This window comes from Pseudonocardia humida (genome assembly GCF_023898865.1).
GTDB lineage: Bacteria > Actinomycetota > Actinomycetes > Mycobacteriales > Pseudonocardiaceae > Pseudonocardia > Pseudonocardia humida.
The window spans coordinates 16,721-34,983 of record NZ_JAGSOV010000010.1; the positions used below are offsets into that span (position 1 = coordinate 16,721).

Genomic DNA, 18,263 nt, shown 5'->3' on the forward strand with positions numbered 1-18,263 from the left:
TGCCGGGGTGGGTCGTCGGTCGGGCGTCCTCCACGCGGGCCGAGGTTACGTCACCCGCCCGAGGCCCCACCCACCCCCGTCGGGAACGACGTCGTCGTGGTCGGGCGGTCTGTCGATCACCACGACCTCGTCCTCGACGGGGGTGCGCCCCGGTGGCATCCTCGGTGCACGACCGCACACGGGGGGTGTCCGCGGTGGATCCGACCACCCTGTCCATGCTCGTCGCGCCGGGCTGGCCGTGGGGCCCGCGCTGGTGGCCTTCGCGCTGGGCCGGGTGTCCGGGCGCGCCGCGGAGCGCCGCCGCCTCGGTGAGCCGCTCAAGGCGATCTGCTCCTGCGAGCACGGCTACGGCGCGCACGAGGGACGGCCGGGCCTGCCGGCAGCAGGTCAAGCGCGCCTCGAAGTGGGACAGCGACGGCGACGTCAAGCGCTACGAGTGGGTCGACTGCTCCTGCCGGCACTACGACGGCCCCGAGCCCCTGTCCTCCATCGCCGGCTGGCGCCCGCCCGAGCCGCTGCCCTGATCGACGGGTGGGCGCCCGGTCAGCGGCGGGCGCGGACGTGGTCGGGGACGGGGGCGCCGGCGGGCAGGGTGGGGTCGGGGATCGGGTCGCCGAACGTGGTGCGCACCGGCAGCACCCCGGCCCAGCGCCCGCCCTGGGCGATGTCCTCCTCGTCGTCGCCGGGCGGGCCGCTGCGGACCTTGACCGCGGCCTCGGCCAGGTCGACGGCGAACACCCCGGTGGCGGCGAGCTCGCGGCGGTCCGGCCGGCGGGCGTGGGTCCAGGAGCCGGGTGCCAGCTGCTCGGTGACGGCCTCCAGGGCGCGCAGCACCTCGTCGGGGTCGCGCACCACGCGGGCCGTGCCGTGCACCACGGCGCTGCGGTAGTTCATCGAGTGGTGGAACGTCGAGCGGGCGTAGACGATCCCGTCGAGGTGGGTGACGGTGACGCAGACCGGAGCGCCGTCGAGCATCCGCAGCCAGCCCGCGCCGGTGGAGCCGTGCAGGTAGAGGACGTCGTCGACGCGGCCGTAGCCGGTGGGCAGCACGACCGGGGCGCCGTCGCGGACCAGCCCGACGTGGCACACCAGCCCGGCGTCGAGCACGGCGTGCAGGTCGGCGCGGTCGCTGCGGGCGCGCTCGCGCAACCGCGTCGGGGTGCTGCGCGGGGTGCTGGACAGGGTGGGTGTCGTGGTGCTCACGGGTCCAGCCTGACCGCCCCGGTGGCATCCTGCGAGGGCCACTTTCCGTCGATTCCGGGAGGCCACCGGTGGAGCTGCCGCCGCTGCTGCTGGACCGCGCCGCCGCCCGCCCGCTGGCCGTCCAGCTGGCGGAGGGGCTGCGCGCGGCCACCGCGGACGGCACGCTGCGCGCGGGCGACCGGCTGCCCTCGACCCGGGCGCTGGCCGCGGCGCTGGGCGTCAGCCGGACGGTGACGGCCGCGGCCTACGAGCAGCTGCTGGCCGAGGGCTGGGTGCAGGGCAGGCGCGGGGCGGGCACGTTCGTCGTGGACGCCCCCGGACGGGTCGTCGCGGCCCCCGGACCGCCGCCGCGGCGGGCGCCGGCGCCGGCGCTCATCGACCTCTCCGCCGGGCGGCCGTGCGTGGCGGCGCTGGACCGGGCGGCCTGGCGCCGGGCCTGGCGGGCCGCCGCCGACCCGCCCGCCGACCAGGAGCCCGACCCGGTGGGCGTGCCCGCCTTCCGCGCGGCGGTGGTGGAGCACCTGCTGCGCCACCGCGGGCTGCCCGCCGACCCGGCCGACCTGCTAGCCACCGCGGGCAGCACCGGCGCGATCGCCGAGCTGGCCCGGACCCTGCCCGCGGGCTCCCGGGTGGCCGCCGAGGAGCCGGGCTACCAGCGGGCGGTGGCCGCGCTGCGGGCCGCCGGGCTCACCGTGGTGCCCGTGCCGGTCGACGGGGAGGGCCTGGTCGTGGACGCGCTGCCGGCCGGCCTGGCCGCCGTCTACTGCACCCCGGCCCACCAGTACCCCCTCGGGGCGCGGCTGTCGGCGGCGCGGCGGGTCGCGCTGGTCGAGCGGGCCCGCGCCGACGGCTTCTGGGTCATGGAGGACGACTACGACGGCGAGATGCGCTACGACGTCGCGCCGCTGCCGCTGCTGGCCGCGCTGGGCCGCGACGTCGTGGTGCACCTGGGCACCTGCAGCAAGCTGCTGACCCCGACCCTGGGCGCCGGGTGGATGGTTGCCCCGCCGGGGGTCCGGCGGGCCGTGCTCGACCAGCGCGAGCGCACCGGGCTGCGCCCGCCACCGGCCGGGCAGCGGGTGTTCGCCGGGCTGGCCGCGCACGGCGACCTGTCCCGGCACGTGCGCCGGCTGCGCCGCGAGCTGGCCGCCCGCCGGCAGGCCGCGGTCGCCGCGGTGACCGGCGCCGGGCACCGGCCCATCGGCGACGCCGCCGGGGCGCACGTCGTCGTACGGCTGGCCGACGGGCGGGCGGAGCGGGCGGTGCGGGAGGCCGCGGCCGCGCGCGGTGTCGCGCTCGACGGCCTGGCACGCCACCACGTCCACCGACCCGGCGTGGCCGGGGTCGTGCTCGGCTACGCCGGGCCCAGCGGCCCCGACCTCGACCGGGCGCTGGCCGTGGTCGGTGAGGTGCTCAGCGGTCGCTGACCGGCCGCCCGCCCCCCGGCGGCGGTGAGTCCGGTCCGTGCCGGGAGCCGGCGAGCGTCCGGGCCGTGCGCGCGAGCGTCCACAGCGAGCACGGCCAGGGCAGCATCGGCGTGCCGCGGCCGGGTCTCGTGCAGCCCGCGCAGAGGCCGTCGTCGGTGCGGGCGTGCCCGCTGAGCAGCCGGGCGACCACGTCGTCCCAAGCAACAGCGCTGGAGAATATCCGGAACAGCGCAAGGAGAGTGATCAAGGCCTGACCAGCTCGTATGGTGCAGACCATGGCCGGACGTCTACTGTCCACCGGACAGGCCGCGAAGGCCATCGGGGCCTCGGCGCGGTCGCTCTCGCACTGGGTGACCCGCGGCCTCATCAAGCCCACACTCGTCACGCCGGGTGGGCAGTACCGCTTCGACCTCGACGAGCTGAAGGCCCAGATGCAGAAGCGGCAGCCCCCGGCGCGCGGTCGCTCGGAACCGGAGGCCGACGATGAGTAGCGGCGTCGAGGGCGGCGAGCGGGTCGAGCCCGCCACGCTCGACGAGTGGCGCGCGTGGCTCGCCGCGAACCACGACCGCGCGACCGGCGTCTGGCTCGTCCTGCGCAAGCCCTCCGTGCCCGGACCGGGGGTCCGCTACGTGGAGTCGGTCGAGCAGGCGCTGTGCTTCGGGTGGGTGGACAGCAAGGCCAAGGGCCTCGACGCCGAGCGCACCATGCAGTACTTCACCCCGCGCCGGGCCCGCAGCGGCTGGGCGCGGCCGAACAAGCAGCGCATCGAGCGGCTGCTCGCCACCGGCCAGATGGCCCCGGCGGGGCTGGCGGTGGTCGAGGCGGCCAAGGCCGACGGGTCGTGGACGCTGCTCGACGACGTCGAGGACCTGGTCGTCCCCGACGACCTGGCCGCCGCCTTCGACGCGCGCCCCGGTTCCCGCGAGCAGTGGGAGGCGTTCCCGCGCTCGCCGCGGCGGCTGATGCTCGTCTGGCTGGTCGAGGCCCGCCGTCCGGAGACCCGGGCCAAGCGCGTGGCCGAGATCGCAGACCGGGCCGCGGTCGGCGAGCGGGCCCGCGGCTGACCTCCGCACATCGTCCCCCGGACGGGTGGTTCGGGCACTCGGTAGCCGGGTGACTACTGCGTTGTGGCTGGTCAGAGCGTTGCCCGCGAGCTAGTGTCGCCGTGCGGAGCGCTTCCCCCGCCCCGTGCAGCCCATCCGCACACGTGGGGGAGGACCCATGCCCGAAGCGCGCCCGTACAGCAGTCGTGAGGACCAGGAATCGCGGGAGATGCAGGCCGCGGCCGAGCGGTTGAACGACCTGCCGGAGGTGCCGCAGCCGCTGCGCGCGGCCGTCGCGCACACGTTGTACGCCGCCGCCACCGAGCTGACCAACGGCCGCCGGCTGCCGATCGAGGTCCGCCGCGCGGCCCGGCACGTGGTGCAGGCGATCGCCGAGGTGGCCCCCACCAACCCCTGACCCCCACCCGTCGAGAACGAACTCGTCGTCATTGTGGACCGGTCCAACCGACAGCAACCTCGTTCTCGACGGGTCCGGGCGGCGGGGGGCGGCGGGGGGCGGGGGCGGTGGAGCGGGGTCCCGCCGGAGTAATGCCGCGGTCGCGCTCGGCGACACATCCGACGCCGACCCGACAGGAGCCGCCCGTGCGTCCCGCCGCCACCGTCCCGTCCCTCGTCGCGCTGGCCGCGGCGCTGCTCGCCGGGTGCGGCTCGCCGACCCCGACCCCGACGGCGCCCAGTGCCCCCGCGCCCGCACCCGCCGTCGCGACCACCCCGTCCGCCGGGGCCGCCCTGCCCACCGCGACCCCGGCCGCCGCCGACACGGTCCCGGTCGGCGGCGGCAGCTGGACCATGCCGGACCTGGTCGGCACCGGCCTGCAGGACGCCCAGGACGCCATCCAGGGCCTCACCGACTTCGGCATCGCCGTCACCACCAGCCACGACGCCACCGGCCAGCACCGCCAGCAGGTGGCCGACCGCAACTGGAAGGTCTGCGACCAGAGCGTCCCGCCCGGCGCCACCATCACCCCGGACACCGCGATCGACTTCGGCGCCGTCAAGCTCGACGAGACCTGCTGACCCCTCGCCCCGCCCCGCCCACCCGTCGAGAACGAAGCTGTCGTCGTTTTGGACCGGTCCAAACGACAACAACTTCACCGATGTGGGGGGGTTTGGGCCCGGGACCACCCCCAACAAACTTCGTTCTCGACGGGAACCGCCGGGGGGACTCAGGCCTGGTGGGGGTAGGGGGAGGCGGTGGGGGCCACGAAGGTCTCCTTGATCGTGCGGGGGCTCACCCAGCGCTGCAGGTTGTAGATCGAGCCCGCCTTGTCGTTCGTGCCCGAGGCCCGCCCGCCGCCGAACGGCTGCTGCCCGACGACCGCCCCGGTGGGCTTGTCGTTGACGTAGAAGTTGCCCGCGGCGAACCGCAACGCCTCCGAGGCCTTCACCACCGCCGCCCGGTCGGTGGCGATGATCGAGCCGGTCAGCCCGTAGGGCGAGCCGGCGTCGACCCGCTCCAGGACGGCGTCGAAGTCGGCGTCGTCGTAGACGTGCAGGGAGAGCAGCGGACCGAAGTACTCGGTGCGGAACATCTCGTGGGTCGGGTCCTCGCCGACGACGACCGTGGGGCGCACGAAGTAGCCGACCGAGTCGTCCGCGGTGCCCCCGACCAGCACGTCCAGCTCGGCGCGGGCCAGCTCCTGGGCCCGGGAGACCTTGTCGAACGAGCGCCGGTCGATGACGGCGCCGAGGAAGTTGGCGAAGTCGGCGACGTCGCCCATGGGCAGCGACTCCACCTCCGAGGCCAGGTCGTCGCGCAGGCGCGCCCACAGCGACCGCGGCACGAACGCCCGCGACGCCGCCGAGCACTTCTGGCCCTGGTACTCGAAGGCGCCGCGGACCAGCGCCGTGCGCAGCACGTCGACGTCGGCCGACGGGTGCGCGACCACGAAGTCCTTGCCGCCGGTCTCGCCGACCAGCCGCGGGTAGGTGGCGTAGCCGCCGATGTGCGCGCCGACCTGGCTCCACAGGTGCTGGAAGGTGGCCGACGAGCCGGTGAAGTGGATGCCGGCCAGTGCCCGGTCGGCCAGCAGCACCTCCGAGACGTCCCTGCCGTCGCCGGTCAGCAGGTTGATCACGCCGGGGGGCAGGCCCGCCTCCTCCAGCAGCCGCATCGTCAGGTGCGCGGCCAGGGACTGGGTGGGCGAGGGCTTCCAGATCACCGCGTTGCCCATCAGCGCGGGGGCGGTGGGCAGGTTGCCGGCGATGGCGGTGAAGTTGAACGGGGTGATCGCGTAGACGAAACCCTCGAGCGGGCGGTAGTCCATGCGGTTCCACACGCCCGGGCCGCTGGTCGGCTGCTCCTCCAGGATCCGGCGCCCGTAGTGGGCGTTGAAGCGCCAGAAGTCGGCCAGCTCGCAGGCCGAGTCGATCTCGGCCTGGTAGCAGGTCTTGGACTGGCCCAGCATCGTCGCTGCGTTGATCCGGTCGCGCCACGGGCCCGTCAGCAGGTCGGCCGCGCGCAGCAGCACCGCGGCCCGCTCGTCGTAGGGCAGCGCGCGCCACTCCCGCCCGGCCCGCAGCGCCGCCTCCACCGCCGACTTCGCGTCGGCGTGGGTGGCGTTCGCGCCGGTGCCCAGCACGTGGGCGTGGTCGTGCGGGGCGACGACGTCGAAGCGCGCGCCGCCCGCCATGTACCGGCGGCCGTCGACGGTCACCGTCAGCTCGTGCCGCTGGCCGCCCAGCTCGGCCAGCGCGGCCTGCAGGCTCGCCCGCTCCGGCGAGCCGGGGGCGTAGTCGCGCACCGGTTCGTTGCGCGGGGCCGGGGTGGTCGTCGTCGCGTCCATGGGGGAGCCTCCCGATCGGGTTGGCCTCGGTGGTGGGTGTGGCGACCACCCTAGGAAGCGCGGCGGTCCCCGGCCAGCGAGCGCCGGGCGCACTATCGTCACCACCAACAGTTGTGATCCGGAAACACCGAGCCGGAACAGCGACGATCCGGAAACCGGTCCCGTCCCCAGGGAGGTCGCCCGTGCTCAGGACCGCCGTGCTCGCCGCCGCCCGCTCGCCGCTGGTGCGGCGGGTGGTCGAGTCGGGACCGTTCGATCCGCTGGTCGGCAGGTTCGTGGCCGGCACCCGCGACGACGACGCCGTCGCCGCCGTGCGCAGGCTCGCGACCGACCGCTACATCACCGTCGACCACCTCGGCGAGGACACCACCGACCGGGCCCAGGCCGACGGGATCGTCGCCGCGTACCTGCGGCTGCTGGTCCGGCTGGCCGACGAGGGCCTGGCCCACCGCACCGAGGTGTCGGTCAAGCTCTCCGCGCTCGGGCAGCGGCTCCCGGTGGACGCCGACAAGATCGCCCTGGACGCGGCCCGGCAGGTCTGCGCCGCCGCGGGCGCCGCCGGCACCACCGTGACCGTCGACATGGAGGACCACACCACCACCGACCGCACCCTGCAGACGGTGCGCGACCTGCGCGTCGACTTCCCGTGGACGGGCGCGGTGCTGCAGTCGCAGCTGCGCCGCACCGAGGCCGACTGCCGCGACCTCTCCGGGCCGGGCAGCCGGGTTCGGCTGTGCAAGGGCGCCTACGACGAGCCCGCGTCGGTGGCGTTCCGCACCGCCCACGAGGTCGACCGGTCATTCGTGCGCTGCCTGCGGGTGCTGATGGAGGGTCGGGGCCTGCCGATGGTCGCCACCCACGACCCGCGGCTCGTCGAGATCGCCCGCGTGCTGGCCGCGCGCAACGACCGCGGCCCGGCCGACTGGGAGCTGCAGATGCTCTACGGCGTGCGCCCGCGCGCCCAGACCGAGCTCGCCGCCGAGGGCCTGCGGATGCGCGTCTACCTGCCCTACGGCACCGAGTGGTTCGGCTACTTCATGCGCCGCCTCGGCGAGCGCCCGGCCAACCTGGCGTTCTTCGCCCGGGCCCTGCTCACCCGGTCCTGACCCGCGACCACCTGCCGGACGGGCGAGCGGCCGGCGGCTGAACGGCCGCAATCGGCGCCGATCCCGGCCCTGTGGCGGGCGGACCGGTAATGGGCTGATCCGCCGCGCCGATACCGGTGCGGACCCGCTCGCTCCCCCCGGCCCCACCGCCGGTCGATCGGGTCCGGGACAGCCGGGCGGTCCAGCCCGGGAATCCGCGGTCCCGGACGGTCGTGCGGCCCGCCGACCGCCGGTGGCGCGGCGAGCGGATCGGGGTTCGGGATGGTGCCGACGCGTGCGCGTCGACGTGCGGGGACCGGCGGCGCGACCGTCGCCCCGGCGCTGGCGCTGGCGATGGCGGCGGTGCTGGCGGGCTGCGGGAGCACCCCGCCCCCGGCCCCCGCCCTGGGCCAGGTGCCGGCCACCACCTTCACCGGCGGATCGGCGGAGGTCGACGTGTGCACCGAGCTCAAGCTCACGGCCAACCTGAAGTTCCAGATCATCTTCGACGGCCAGGAGGACCCGCCCACCCCGGAGAACACGGCGCAGTTGCGCGCCGATCTGGCCGACTACGCCGAGGACGTCCGGGCCGTGGCCGTGCGGACCACCGACCCGACCCTGCGTCCCGTGCTCGACACCGCCCTCGCCGCCGCCGAGGGGGCGGCCGGGGTGGCCAGCCTCGACGAGCTGCGCCGGACCCCGTTCAAGGCCGCCGCCATCGAGGTGCGGCAGCTGTGCGGCGACCTGCTGGGCCGGGTCGCCGCCGCCGAGCCCGAGCCGGGACCGCCCGCGTCGACCGAGGTGGGGCCGGTCTGCGACCTGCCGGTGGCCTTCCAGGTCCCGGAGGGGTGGCAGCCCGTGGCCGACCCGGACGGCGGGTTCTTCGACGACGGTGCCGTCGGCCCGTTCGCGAAGAGGTGCGACATCACGGTGACCGAGCCCGTCAGCCTGCGGGGGTCCCTCTCCGTGGCGACCGCCCCGGCGTCGGCGGGCGACCCGCGCAGCGCCCTGCTCGACTACCTCGCCGCCGCCCGCGAGTCGCGCGCCTACGACGAGGTGCGCCGACCGACCTTCACCGACCGGCGCGCGGCCGCCGGCCTGCCCGCGGCGGAGGCCGCCTTCCAGATGGAGCGCGACGGCGAGACCATCCTGGCGAAGGTCTGCGTGGTGGAGGTCGCGGACGGCCTCGTCGCGCTGCGGTACAACGCCTACTTCGACGACGACGGAGCGGAGATCGAGGCCGGCTACCGGCTGGCCCTGCAGACCCTCCGGCTGCCCTGACCCGATCAGCGGCCGAAGACGGGCTCGCCCCACTGCGTGCCGTCGCGCAGCCGCCGCTTGAGGATCTTGCCTCCCGGGTTGCGCGGCAGCGGATCGGGCGACACCGCGAAGAACTGCGGGACCTTGAAGTCGGCCAGCCGTTCGCGCAGGTAGGCGACCACCTCCTCGGGGTCGAACTCCGCTCCGGGCAGCGGCACGACGACCGCACCCACCTTCTCGCCCATCACCTCGTCGGGCACCGCGACCACGGCGGCGTCGGCCACGCCGGGCGCCCCGGCGAGCGCGTTCTCCACCTCGACCGAGTACACGTTCTCGCCGCCGCGGTTGATCATGTCCTTGGCCCGGTCGACCACCCGCACCAGGCCGTGCTCGTCCACGCCGGCCAGGTCGCCGCTGTGCAGCCAGCCGTCGACGAACGTGGCCGCGGTGGCCTCGGGCTTGTTCCAGTAGCCCCGCACGACGTTCGGACCGCGGATGAGCAGCTCCCCGACCCCGCTGACCGGGTCGACCTCGGCCAGCGCGAGGTCGACCACCGGCGCCGCGAAGCCCACCGAGTCGGCGTGCTCGGCGGCCCACTCGTGCGGCAGGAACGTCGAGATCGAGGAGGTCTCGGTGAGCCCGAAGCCGTTGCCGACCCGGGCGTTGGGGAACTTCTCGGTGATCCGCCGGACCAGCGCGGGGGCGATCGGGGCTCCGCCGTAGGCGACCCGGGTGACCGCGCCGACGTCGATCGCGTCGAACTCCGGCTGGGCCATCGCCAGCGCGTAGATCGCCGGGACGCTCGTCAGCACGTTGATCCGCTCGTCGACGATCGCCCGCAGGAACGCCTGCACGCCGAACACCGGCAGCACCACGGTGGTGCCGCGCAGCCCGATCTGCACGAGAAGCTGGCTGTTGCAGCCGGTGACGTGGAACAGCGGCACCGACACCAGGTTGCGCGTCGACGGGCCCTCGGCGCGGTCGAGGTCGATGACCCGCAACGCCGTCTCGACGTTGGACAGGAAGTTCTCGTGGCTGGTCATCGCCCCCTTGGGGAAGCCGGTCGTGCCGCTGGTGTAGAAGATCGCGGCCAGGTCGTCGTGCGCCTGGTCCGCCACGACGTGCGGCTCGCCGTCGGGCAGCGGCCCGCCGGGGCGCAGCACCGCCTTCGCGCCGGAGTCCGCCAGCACGTAGTCGATCTCCGGCTCGGCGAACCGGGTGTTCACCGGCACCGCCACGGCCCCGGCCAGCACCGTGCCCAGGAACCCGAGCACCCAGTCGACCCCGGCCGGGAGCAGGTTGGCGACCCGGTCGCCGCGCTGCACGCCCCCCGCCGCCAGCCCGCCGGCCACGCGCGCCGACCCGTCCCAGAGCTGCCGGTAGGTCAGCCTGCGGCCGCCGATCTCGACCAGCGCCTCGCCGTCCGGGTTCGCCTCGACGGCCGCGCGCAGCAGGGCCACCAGCGACGGCGCCAGCCCGGTGTAGTGCGCGACGCCCGCGGCGTCGCGCTCGATCCCGGACGCGTCGAACGGCGCGGCGCCGCGGGGGAGCGGCTCGACCCCGCTCACGAGCCCGCGGGCGTGAAGTAGCGGCGCGGGTTGTCGACCATCATCGTGGTGATCTGCTCGTCGGAGACGCCCGACTCGCGCAGCGCCGGCAGCACGTCCTGGCCGATGTGCTGGAAGTTCCAGTTGGGCAGGACCGCTGCCAGGGTGGCCTGGGTCTCCTCGCCGGCGAAGAAGTCCATGTAGCAGGAGGCGTCATGGGCGAGCACGATCCGATCGGCGTAGCCCTGCGCGCACAGCGCGGCGATAGTCGCCACGCGGTTCGCGGTCGGGTTGTACAGGTCGACGCCGAACCGGTCGCAGCCGATCGTCGCGCCCTGGTCCATGATCCACTTGAGGTAGTCCAGGTCGTTGGTGTCCCCGGCGTGCCCGATCACAACCTTGGTCAGATCGACGTCCTGCTTCGCGTAGAACTCCAGCGCGAGACGGCCGGTCTGGTGCGCCGCGTTCGTGTGCACCGTGATCGGCAGTCCGGTCTGCCGGTGGGTCTCGCAGATCGCGTTCTGGATCCGGGTCTGGTCCGGGGTGAGCCCGCGCTCCTCGACCACGCACTTGAGGAACGCGGCCTTGACGCCCGTCCCACCGATTCCCTCGTGGACGTCGCGCAGGAACATGTCCACCATCGGCTCCGGGCCGCCCAGGTCGGTGCCCGGCCCGCGGTAGTGGAAGTAGTGCGGGATCTCGTCGAACGTGTAGAGCCCCGTCGCGGCCACGATGTTGATGTCGACCTCGGCGTTGATCCGGGCCACCCGCGGGATGTAGCGGCCCAGCCCGATCACCGTGGGGTCGACGATCGTGTCGACCCCCGACTCCTTGAGGGCGGTCAGCTTCGCGATGGCGTCGGCGACCCGCTCCTCCTCGTCCCAGTACTGGTCGCCGAAGTTGTTGAAGACGTCCGGGGTGAGCACGAAGACGTGCTCGTGCATGAGGGTCACACCGAGGTCGTCCACCTCGACCGGACCGCGGACCGTCTCAACCGCCACCATGCCTGGCCTCCTCGCCACCCGACCGCACCGTCGACGTGGTGATCGTCGCCGTCCCCGCGGCCGGTGGTCAAGGACCGCGGGTCGCACGCGCAGACCGTGCGGTCCGCCCACCCCCGGCTTCAGTAGAGGTCGGCGACCAGCTCCATGGCGCGGTCCATGACCCGCCGCTGGGAGCGCGGCATCGTCGTGCCCCAGTCGCTCATGACGACCTCGGCGAGCGGGTGCCAGCTGCCGCGGGGCTCGCCCGCGGCGTGCTCGGCGCGGATCATGGCCGCCATGTCGGCCGCCAGCCCGTCCACCGTCGCGGTGTCCGCGTCGACGTCGGCGAGCGCGTCGAAGCGCCGGGCCAGCTCGGCGTAGTCGGGCCGCTGCACCAGCCGCTCGTACACCCGCACGTACTCGGCGACGATGGCGTCGGTGCGCTCCGGGTGCAGGGCCAGGTCGAGCAGGAGCACCTCCTTCTCCAGCGCGACCGCCCTGGCCGGGGCCCCGTCGGCGACGGCCTTCGCGAAGATCACCGCCAGCGGCTCGGGCAGCTCCGGGTCGGGGCTGGCCGCCCGCAGCCGGGCCAGCTGCGCGCGCTGCGCGGCGATCCGCTCGGCCTGCGCGGCCAGTTCGGCGTCCAGCGCGTCGAGGGCCTCGTGCAGGGCGGGCTCGGCGCCGTCGAGGAGCTCGGCGATCCGGTCCAGCGCCAGCCCGAGCTCGCGCAGCCGGCGCACCCGCAGCAGCCGCACCAGCGCGGCGGCGCCGTAGCGGCGGTAGCCGGAGTGGTCGCGCACGGGCTCGGCCAGCAGCCCGATGCCGTGGTAGTGGCGCACCGCGCGCACCGTGGTGCCGGCCAGCTTGGCCAGCTCACCGATCGTCAGCATCGGCAACGACCTCCATCGCCGGTTCGAGCGCGCGCAGGGCCGGGGCCAGCAGTGTCGCCACGACGACGAGCAGCCACAGCCCGGCCACCAGCATGCCCGTCGGGCGCACACCGATCCCCTCCACCAGCAGTCCCGCCCCCAGCATTCCGACGGGGGCCACGGCGAGCACCGCCGCGTTCTGCAGGCCCATGACCCGCCCGCGCACCCGCTCCGGGATCCGCTCGCCCAGCAGCACCGTCGTGATCGCCGAGAGCGGGCCCATCCCCAGCCCGACCAGCACCGCGGCGCCCAGCAGCAGCGGTGTCGGCGGCAGCAGCGCGAGCACCACCATGCCGGCGGTCGTGGTGAGCAGCGCGAGGACGAACGTCGCCCGTCGCGAGACCTTGGCGCCCACCGCGGCGTACGCGCTCGCGCCGCCGATCCCGCCCACCGCGATGGCGGTGATCACCAGCCCGAGCACCCCCGGCGAGTCCAGCGCCACCAGGTGCACCGGCAGCAGCAGGCCCTGCAGCGGCGCGATCACCGCGACGGCGCCCACCGACACCAGCGTGATGGTGAGCAGCAGCCGGTCGCCGCGCAGCACCGACCACGCCGGACCCATCTCCAGGAACCCGCTGCGCCCGGTGGCCGCGCCGACCCCGGCCGGCAGCGTGGCCGTCACCGCCGCGGCCAGCGCCGAGCAGGCGACGGTCGCCCACAGCACGGTGACCGGGTCCAGGAGCGCCAGCAGCCCACCGGCCACCGCGGGCCCGACGATCAGCACCACCCCGCCGATGCCCTCCCGCAACCCCGCCAGCCGTTCCAGCGGCACCCCCGCCGCGGCGGCCACGTCCGGGGCGAGCGCCTCCCGCGCGGTCATGCCGGGCACGTCGAACAGCGACCCGGCCACGCCCAGGACGATGAACCAGCCCAGCGTGAGCCCGGTCCAGGCGTCGACGAGCGGCAGCGCGGCGATGGCCGCCGCCGAGGCGAGGTCGGCGCCCACGGAGATCCGGCGGCGACCGAACCGGTCGACCACCCCGCCGCCGACCACGGCGGCCAGCAGCATCGGCAGCGCCGCCGCGGCGGCGATGAGGCCCGCCGCCGCGGCGTCGCCGGTGCGGACCAGGACGAGCCAGGGCAGCGCGACGCCGGCCACGGCGTTGCCGAACAGCGAGAGCGCGTCGGCGAGGAGGTATCGGATGACCATGGGATGACTGTCCGACCCTGACCCTGCGTCAGGGTCAAGCCGCGTCCAGGAAGGCCGCGAGACCGTCCGGGCAGCGGTAGTGGTGGGCCCGCAGTCCCGCCTCCCGCGCCGCCGCCACGTGGCCCTCGGTGTCGTCGACGAACAGGCACTCGGCGGGCTCCCGCCCCAGCTGCCCGCAGACCAGCGCGAACACCCGCGGGTCGGGCTTGGCCACGCCGAGCTCGTGGCTGGAGAAGACCCGGTCGAGCTCGCGGTCGAGGCCGAGGCGGGCCAGGTCGTGCGGGAGGCGGCTGGTGGCGTTGGTCAGCGCCACCACCGGAGCGCTCCGCCGGTACCGCCGCACGATCTCCAGCACGGCCGGCTCGACGGCCCCCGACGACGCCGACCACTCGGCCACCGCCCGCGCCGCCGCCGGGCCGTGCGCGGCCGCCAGCGCGCCGGCGACCTCGGCGCGCCAGCGGTCGTCGTCGATCGTCCCGGTCACCACCCGGTGCAGGAGCCCCGGCTCGAACGCCGCGGCGGGCAGGGCGCCGCGGGGCAGGCCGTGGCGGGCCTCGACGGCGTCGAACGGCTCCCACCGGCGCAGCACGCCGTCCAGGTCGATGATCAGCGGCGCGGGCACCGGTCAGGAGTTGCCGTACACACGCGTCGGGGTGACGAGAACGGCCGTGCGGCGCTCCTCGCGCATCGTGCGGTCGTAGGCGTCCCAGTCGTCGTGGGTGCCGCCGGCGGCGGTGAAGACCTCGCGCAGCAGCAGCCGCAGGCGCTCGGCGTCGACGCCGTCGGCCGGGTCGTCGGGGCCGATCAGCTCGCTGGTGCCGTCCACGCCGACCCACTTCCAGCCGGAGCGGAACAGCAGGGACGTGGCCGGGCGCTCGCGCAGGTTGCGCAGCTTGACCGGGCCGTAGGTGACGTACCCGACCACCGGGCGCCCGGTCGTCGGGTGGTCGAGCACGCCGGCGTTGACCAGCGAGCTGTGCGGAGTGCCGTCGGCGCGCACGACGCTCACGCCCACCAGGCCGTGCTCGGCGGTGACGATGCTCCGGACCGGGTCGAGATCGGGGGTGTCCACGGCCGTGACTCTGCCATTGCGGCCCCCTCCGGGATCCCCTATGCCCATCGGCAGACGCGCGGGCGGACCTGTCGTTCCTAGCGTCGTCCCCGTTCGAGCCCGTCGACGGAAGGACGACATGAGACCGACGATCCTGGGGGGCCTGGTGGCGGTGGCCGCGACGCTGGTGGTCGCGAGCCCGGCCGTCGCCGCGGCGGCCACCGGTGCCGGCGGGTCCGCCCTGAGCTGGGCGCCGTGCCCGGACGGCGGGCCACTGGAGTGCGCCTCGCTGGAGGTGCCCGTGGACTGGGACGACCCGGCCGGGCGCACGATCACCCTCGACCTGGCCCGGGCCCCGGCCACCGGTCCGGTCCGCTCCGGCGCCGTGGTCATGAACCCGGGCGGGCCCGGGATGTCGGGTGTCCGCGCGCTGGGCCGCAGCATCGACTCCTTCGCCGGGCTTCGCGCGCGGATGGACGTCGTGACCTGGAACCCGCGCGGGAGCGACGGGCGGTACCTGCCGGTGGAGCAGTGCATCGGCGGTCCGCTGTTCAGCACACCCCTCGACGAGGCGCAGTACGACGCCGCGGCGGCGGCCGGGGCCGAGGCCATGCGGCCCTGCCGCGACACCGATCCCGACCTGTTCGACAACCTCGACTCCGCGACCCAGGCCCGCGACCTGGACGCCATCCGCGCGGCGCTTGGCGAGGAGCGGCTGAACTACTTCGGCAACTCCTACGGCGGTGTCCTCGGGGCCGGCTACGCGAGGCTGTTCCCCGAGCGGGTGCGCACGATGTACCTGGACAGCGTGCTCGACCACGTGTCGGGGGTGGAACGGATGCTCCAGGACGACTACCGCACCGTGGAGGTGCTGTTCGAGCGGTTCGCGCGGTGGTGCGACACCGCGCCGGAGTGCCACCAGCGCGGCGCTGACGTCAGCGCGGTCTGGCTCGACCTGGTCGCCGCGGCCGACCGGACGCCGATCCCCGTGCGCGGGTCCGACCCGCCGGTGGCCTTCGACGGCACCCTGCTGAAGTTCCTGGGCTTCGGCCACCTGGTCCGGTCCGCGCAGTGGCCGCTCCTCTCGGCCGCGATCGAGAGCGCCCTCACCGGCGACGCCGGGCCGATGGACTTCACCGGCGCCGGCGCGATCCCGGTGCTCCCCGCCGCCGCACTGGCCACCCAGTGCGCCGACGGGTTCGGCTTCGACGGCTTCGGGGCCTACGACCGCGCCCGCCGCGCCAACGCCGAGCTCTCCCCGCACATGGCGGGCGAACGGGAGTCCTACTTCGCGACCTGCGCGGGCTGGCCGCGGCCGGTGGCGAACCCGCCGGGCCCGCTGCCGGGCGATCGGCTGCCGCCGTTCCTCGGCGCGGGACCGGTCCTGGAGCACTCCGCGGTGCGCGCGGTCGTCGACCAGGTGCCCGGCTCGGTGACGATCCGGTTCGACGACACCGGGCACGGGCTCTACCTCAACGAGGGCAACCGCTGCGTCATCGGGCACGCCGACCGGTACCTGACCGACGCCGTGCTGCCGCCCGCGGACACCGTGTGCCCGCCGAACGCCTGACGAGCGGAGGATGGACCGGGTGACGGGGAACGCACCGCGCCGGGACCGGGTGCTCGCGGCGTGGCGCGGGCTCCGCCCCGGCCTGCAGGACGTCCTGGTCGCGGCGGCCGCCGCCGCCGTGATGCTGACCATGCTGATGACCGACGCCCGGTTCCTCGACGGCGGACCGGAGCTGGCCTGGCCGCTGCTGGCCGTCGCCGCCGCCGCACCGCTCGCGCTGCGGCGGCGGTTCCCGGTCGCGGTGGCCGCCGCCGTGGCCGCGCTGACGACGGCGGCCGCCGCGCTCGCCGGGCGCGACGTCGGCTTCCTGGGCGCAGCGGTCGCGATCGGTTCGGCGGCCTACCACGCCGTGAACCGGGTGGCGCCGCTGGCGATCGGCTCCACGGCCTGGACGGCGGCCTTCGGCCTCATCGGGGGCGCCGGCATCGAGCCGAGCGCGTTGATCATGTACGGCGGGCTCGGTCTGGCCCCGGTGGCCATCGGGTACGCGCTGCGCCTGCAGGCCGACCGCGGCGCCGACACGGCCCGCGTGGAGCGCGCCCGCGCGGCCGTGGAGCGGGCCGAGGAACGCTCCCGCATCGCCCGCGAGGTGCACGACGCCGTCGGCCACCACCTCAGCGCCATCCGCCTGCAGGCCGTCGGCGCCCGCCGCGGTGCCGCGGGCCCCGAGGCGGCCGACCGGACGCTGCGCACCATCGCCGACCTCTCCCACCAGGCCCTGGTCGACATCCGCGGGCTGCTGGGGGTGCTGCGCGAGGAGGCGCCCGAGCCGCACGGCCCGGGGCTGGACGACCTCGACGCCATGGCGCGCCGGCTCGGCGAGCAGGGGCTGCGGGTGCGCCTGCGGATCGCCGCCGGCGTCGAGCGCGACCTGCCGGTCGCCGTCGCGGCGTGCGCGGTGCGGATCGTGGCCGAGGCGCTGGCGAACGTCCTGCGGCACTCCGCGGCCCGCGCCGCGGTCGTGCGGATCGAGCGGGCCGGCGGCGCCGTGGCGGTCTCGGTGCACGATCCCGGCCCGGCCCGACCGGACGGGAGCGGCACCGGCGCCGGGATCCGCGGGATGCGCGAGCGGGCGGACTCCCTCGGCGGCACCGCGGAGGCCGGGCCCGACGGCCGGGGCGGCTGGCGGGTGCGGGCCGTGCTGCCGGGTGCGCCCGTGCCGGTGGGGACGCGGGCGTGATCCGGGTGCTGGTCGCCGACGACCAGGAGGCCGTCCGCGACGGGCTGGCGATGCTGCTCGGGGCCGAGCCGGACATCGACGTCGTCGGTGCGGCGGTCGACGGCGCCGACCTGGTGGCGCTGGCCCGCCGGCGCCGCCCGGACGTCGTGCTCACCGACATCCGGATGCCGCGGATGGACGGGGTCGCCGCGATCCGGCGGCTGGTCGCGCTCGACCCGGCCCCCGCGGTGATCGCCCTGACCACGTTCGACACCGACGAGCACCTGTTCGGCGCGCTGCAGGCCGGGGCGGTGGGCTTCCTGCTCAAGGACGGCGACGACGAGCTGTTCGCGCGGGCGGTCCGCACCGCCCACGCCGGCGGCGGGCTGATCGACCCGCAGGTCACCCCGCGGCTGGTGCACCGGTTCGCCACGACCTCACCGCGCCCGCCGGGGCGCGAGCTCGACCGGCTCACCGACCGCGAGACCGAGGTGCTGCGCTGCCTGGGCTTCGGGCACTCCAACGCCCGCATCGCCGAGCTGCTGGCCGTCTCGCCGGGCACCGTCAAGGTCCACGTGGAGCGGGTGCTGGCCAAGCTGGGACTGTCCGGCCGGGTGCAGGCGGCCCTCTACGCGCACCGGCACGGGCTGCTCACCTGGGCCGACCGGGACCCGGCCGATCCCGCCGGGGAGAGCTAGCCGGCAGCCGCGATGCGGCGCGCCGCGACCGGATGTGATCGCCGCGTCGAGATCGACCTCATCCGGCCCGACCGAGCGGCCGAGCCCTACGGGGTCGACATCGCTGCCAGGGCACGCCGGAGCTGCGCGACGATGAGGTCCGGGCGGTGCAGCACGTCCCCCTTCGGGTACCGGTAGACGCGCCGGCCCTTGTCCACCAGGGCGGTGTGACGCGCGATGTCGCGCAGCACGGCGTCCGGGGCGGTGCGCGGCCGGGTGCGATGCGCTCACGGCGCACCACCAGTCCCGGGCAGCCGCGCTGCCCGCGGGCGGGCCGATCAGCTCGACCGGGGCGGCCGACGGGCCGCAGG

At 75.6% G+C, this 18,263-nt stretch carries 21 protein-coding genes; 11 read left to right on the forward strand and 10 right to left on the reverse strand.

The window, feature by feature from the left end; genetic code table 11:
- The first annotated feature begins 194 nt into the window (after window positions 1-194).
- Entirely contained in the window at window positions 195-524 is a 330-nt protein-coding gene (locus KDL28_RS04375) for a hypothetical protein (protein ID WP_252435895.1), read from the forward strand.
- A gap of 19 nt (window positions 525-543) precedes the next feature.
- Here KDL28_RS04375 and KDL28_RS04380 read toward each other — a convergent pair whose 3' ends face one another.
- Complete coding sequence (locus KDL28_RS04380; RefSeq protein WP_252435896.1) at window positions 544-1,203, reverse strand: pyridoxamine 5'-phosphate oxidase family protein; 660 nt, start codon at window positions 1,201-1,203, stop codon at window positions 544-546.
- 68 nt (window positions 1,204-1,271) lie between these two features.
- On the opposite strand from KDL28_RS04380, the gene pdxR reads away from it, so the two are divergent.
- Window positions 1,272-2,630, forward strand: coding sequence for a MocR-like pyridoxine biosynthesis transcription factor PdxR (gene pdxR, locus KDL28_RS04385; protein WP_252435897.1), 1,359 nt, complete (start codon window positions 1,272-1,274; stop codon window positions 2,628-2,630).
- Here the strand turns inward: pdxR and KDL28_RS04390 are convergent.
- Entirely contained in the window at window positions 2,617-2,877 is a 261-nt protein-coding gene (locus KDL28_RS04390; RefSeq protein WP_252435898.1) for a hypothetical protein, read from the reverse strand. The genes pdxR and KDL28_RS04390 overlap by 14 nt on opposite strands.
- 28 nt (window positions 2,878-2,905) lie before the next feature.
- Between KDL28_RS04390 and KDL28_RS04395 the strand changes: the two genes are divergently transcribed.
- The 4 genes from KDL28_RS04395 (at window position 2,906) to KDL28_RS04410 (ending at window position 4,712) form a co-directional block, all read left to right on the forward strand.
- A complete protein-coding gene (locus KDL28_RS04395) occupies window positions 2,906-3,121 on the forward strand; it encodes a helix-turn-helix domain-containing protein (RefSeq protein WP_252435899.1) in 216 nt (71 codons plus the stop codon).
- On the forward strand, window positions 3,114-3,695 hold the full coding sequence (locus KDL28_RS04400) for a YdeI/OmpD-associated family protein (protein WP_252435900.1): 582 nt from the start codon (window positions 3,114-3,116) through the stop codon (window positions 3,693-3,695). Before KDL28_RS04395 ends, KDL28_RS04400 begins: the two co-directional genes overlap by 8 nt.
- A gap of 157 nt (window positions 3,696-3,852) precedes the next feature.
- A complete protein-coding gene (locus tag KDL28_RS04405) occupies window positions 3,853-4,092 on the forward strand; it encodes a hypothetical protein (RefSeq protein WP_252435901.1) in 240 nt (79 codons plus the stop codon).
- Between the two features lie 185 nt (window positions 4,093-4,277).
- On the forward strand, window positions 4,278-4,712 hold the full coding sequence (locus KDL28_RS04410; RefSeq protein ID WP_252435902.1) for a PASTA domain-containing protein: 435 nt from the start codon (window positions 4,278-4,280) through the stop codon (window positions 4,710-4,712).
- A 149-nt stretch (window positions 4,713-4,861) separates the two neighbouring features.
- On the opposite strand, the gene pruA is transcribed toward KDL28_RS04410, so the two are convergent.
- The gene (gene pruA / locus KDL28_RS04415) at window positions 4,862-6,481 is read right to left on the reverse strand and encodes an L-glutamate gamma-semialdehyde dehydrogenase (protein WP_252435903.1); all 1,620 of its coding nucleotides are present in this window, start codon (window positions 6,479-6,481) and stop codon (window positions 4,862-4,864) included.
- 182 nt (window positions 6,482-6,663) lie between these two features.
- On the opposite strand from pruA, the gene KDL28_RS04420 reads away from it, so the two are divergent.
- Window positions 6,664-7,587: a proline dehydrogenase family protein gene (locus KDL28_RS04420; protein ID WP_252435904.1), complete on the forward strand. Its 924-nt coding sequence runs from the start codon at window positions 6,664-6,666 to the stop codon at window positions 7,585-7,587.
- Between the two features lie 261 nt (window positions 7,588-7,848).
- On the forward strand, window positions 7,849-8,847 hold the full coding sequence (locus KDL28_RS04425) for a lipoprotein (RefSeq protein WP_252435905.1): 999 nt from the start codon (window positions 7,849-7,851) through the stop codon (window positions 8,845-8,847).
- 5 nt (window positions 8,848-8,852) lie between these two features.
- On the opposite strand, the gene KDL28_RS04430 is transcribed toward KDL28_RS04425, so the two are convergent.
- The 6 genes from KDL28_RS04430 to KDL28_RS04455 all read right to left on the reverse strand — a co-directional run bounded on the left by KDL28_RS04430 (window position 8,853) and on the right by KDL28_RS04455 (window position 14,507).
- Window positions 8,853-10,394, reverse strand: coding sequence for a class I adenylate-forming enzyme family protein (locus KDL28_RS04430; protein WP_252435906.1), 1,542 nt, complete (start codon window positions 10,392-10,394; stop codon window positions 8,853-8,855).
- Entirely contained in the window at window positions 10,391-11,377 is a 987-nt protein-coding gene (locus KDL28_RS04435; RefSeq protein ID WP_252435907.1) for a phosphotriesterase family protein, read from the reverse strand. Before KDL28_RS04435 ends, KDL28_RS04430 begins: the two co-directional genes overlap by 4 nt.
- A 119-nt stretch (window positions 11,378-11,496) precedes the next feature.
- Window positions 11,497-12,246 (reverse strand): helix-turn-helix domain-containing protein, encoded by a 750-nt coding sequence (locus KDL28_RS04440; protein ID WP_252435908.1) that lies wholly within the window; start codon window positions 12,244-12,246, stop codon window positions 11,497-11,499.
- Window positions 12,230-13,435: an MFS transporter gene (locus KDL28_RS04445; RefSeq protein WP_252435909.1), complete on the reverse strand. Its 1,206-nt coding sequence runs from the start codon at window positions 13,433-13,435 to the stop codon at window positions 12,230-12,232. Before KDL28_RS04445 ends, KDL28_RS04440 begins: the two co-directional genes overlap by 17 nt.
- Window positions 13,436-13,469: 34 nt before the next feature.
- The gene (locus KDL28_RS04450) at window positions 13,470-14,057 is read right to left on the reverse strand and encodes an HAD family hydrolase (protein WP_252435910.1); all 588 of its coding nucleotides are present in this window, start codon (window positions 14,055-14,057) and stop codon (window positions 13,470-13,472) included.
- A gap of 3 nt (window positions 14,058-14,060) precedes the next feature.
- A complete protein-coding gene (locus KDL28_RS04455) occupies window positions 14,061-14,507 on the reverse strand; it encodes a TIGR03618 family F420-dependent PPOX class oxidoreductase (protein ID WP_252435911.1) in 447 nt (148 codons plus the stop codon).
- Between the two features lie 118 nt (window positions 14,508-14,625).
- Here KDL28_RS04455 and KDL28_RS04460 point away from each other — a divergent pair, with 118 nt between their 5' ends.
- Genes KDL28_RS04460 through KDL28_RS04470 form a run of 3 tightly spaced genes read left to right on the forward strand, consistent with a single transcriptional unit; the run spans window position 14,626 to window position 17,913 of the window.
- Window positions 14,626-16,056: an alpha/beta fold hydrolase gene (locus tag KDL28_RS04460; protein WP_252435912.1), complete on the forward strand. Its 1,431-nt coding sequence runs from the start codon at window positions 14,626-14,628 to the stop codon at window positions 16,054-16,056.
- Window positions 16,057-16,075: 19 nt separating this feature from the next.
- Window positions 16,076-17,236: a sensor histidine kinase gene (locus tag KDL28_RS41335; protein WP_252435913.1), complete on the forward strand. Its 1,161-nt coding sequence runs from the start codon at window positions 16,076-16,078 to the stop codon at window positions 17,234-17,236.
- Window positions 17,233-17,913, forward strand: a complete 681-nt coding sequence (locus KDL28_RS04470; protein WP_252435914.1) for a response regulator — start codon at window positions 17,233-17,235, stop codon at window positions 17,911-17,913. Before KDL28_RS41335 ends, KDL28_RS04470 begins: the two co-directional genes overlap by 4 nt.
- Window positions 17,914-17,999: 86 nt before the next feature.
- Here the strand turns inward: KDL28_RS04470 and KDL28_RS04475 are convergent, their stop codons facing one another.
- Window positions 18,000-18,143: a putative endonuclease domain-containing protein gene (locus KDL28_RS04475; protein ID WP_252435915.1), complete on the reverse strand. Its 144-nt coding sequence runs from the start codon at window positions 18,141-18,143 to the stop codon at window positions 18,000-18,002.
- Between the last annotated feature and the right edge of the window lie 120 nt (window positions 18,144-18,263).

Excerpts from the sequence above, each read along its gene's own strand:
- KDL28_RS04400 (WP_252435900.1), top strand. The coding sequence starts at position 3,114 with ATGAGTAGCGGCGTCGAGGGCGGCGAGCGGGTCGAGCCCGCCACGCTC.
- KDL28_RS04425 (WP_252435905.1), top strand. The coding sequence starts at position 7,849 with ATGGTGCCGACGCGTGCGCGTCGACGTGCGGGGACCGGCGGCGCGACC.
- pruA (WP_252435903.1), bottom strand. The coding sequence starts at position 6,481 with ATGGACGCGACGACGACCACCCCGGCCCCGCGCAACGAACCGGTGCGC.
- KDL28_RS04440 (WP_252435908.1), bottom strand. The coding sequence starts at position 12,246 with ATGCTGACGATCGGTGAGCTGGCCAAGCTGGCCGGCACCACGGTGCGC.
- KDL28_RS04435 (WP_252435907.1), bottom strand. The coding sequence starts at position 11,377 with ATGGTGGCGGTTGAGACGGTCCGCGGTCCGGTCGAGGTGGACGACCTC.
- KDL28_RS04445 (WP_252435909.1), bottom strand. The coding sequence starts at position 13,435 with ATGGTCATCCGATACCTCCTCGCCGACGCGCTCTCGCTGTTCGGCAAC.
- KDL28_RS04405 (WP_252435901.1), top strand. The coding sequence starts at position 3,853 with ATGCCCGAAGCGCGCCCGTACAGCAGTCGTGAGGACCAGGAATCGCGG.
- KDL28_RS04395 (WP_252435899.1), top strand. The coding sequence starts at position 2,906 with ATGGCCGGACGTCTACTGTCCACCGGACAGGCCGCGAAGGCCATCGGG.
- KDL28_RS04460 (WP_252435912.1), top strand. The coding sequence starts at position 14,626 with ATGAGACCGACGATCCTGGGGGGCCTGGTGGCGGTGGCCGCGACGCTG.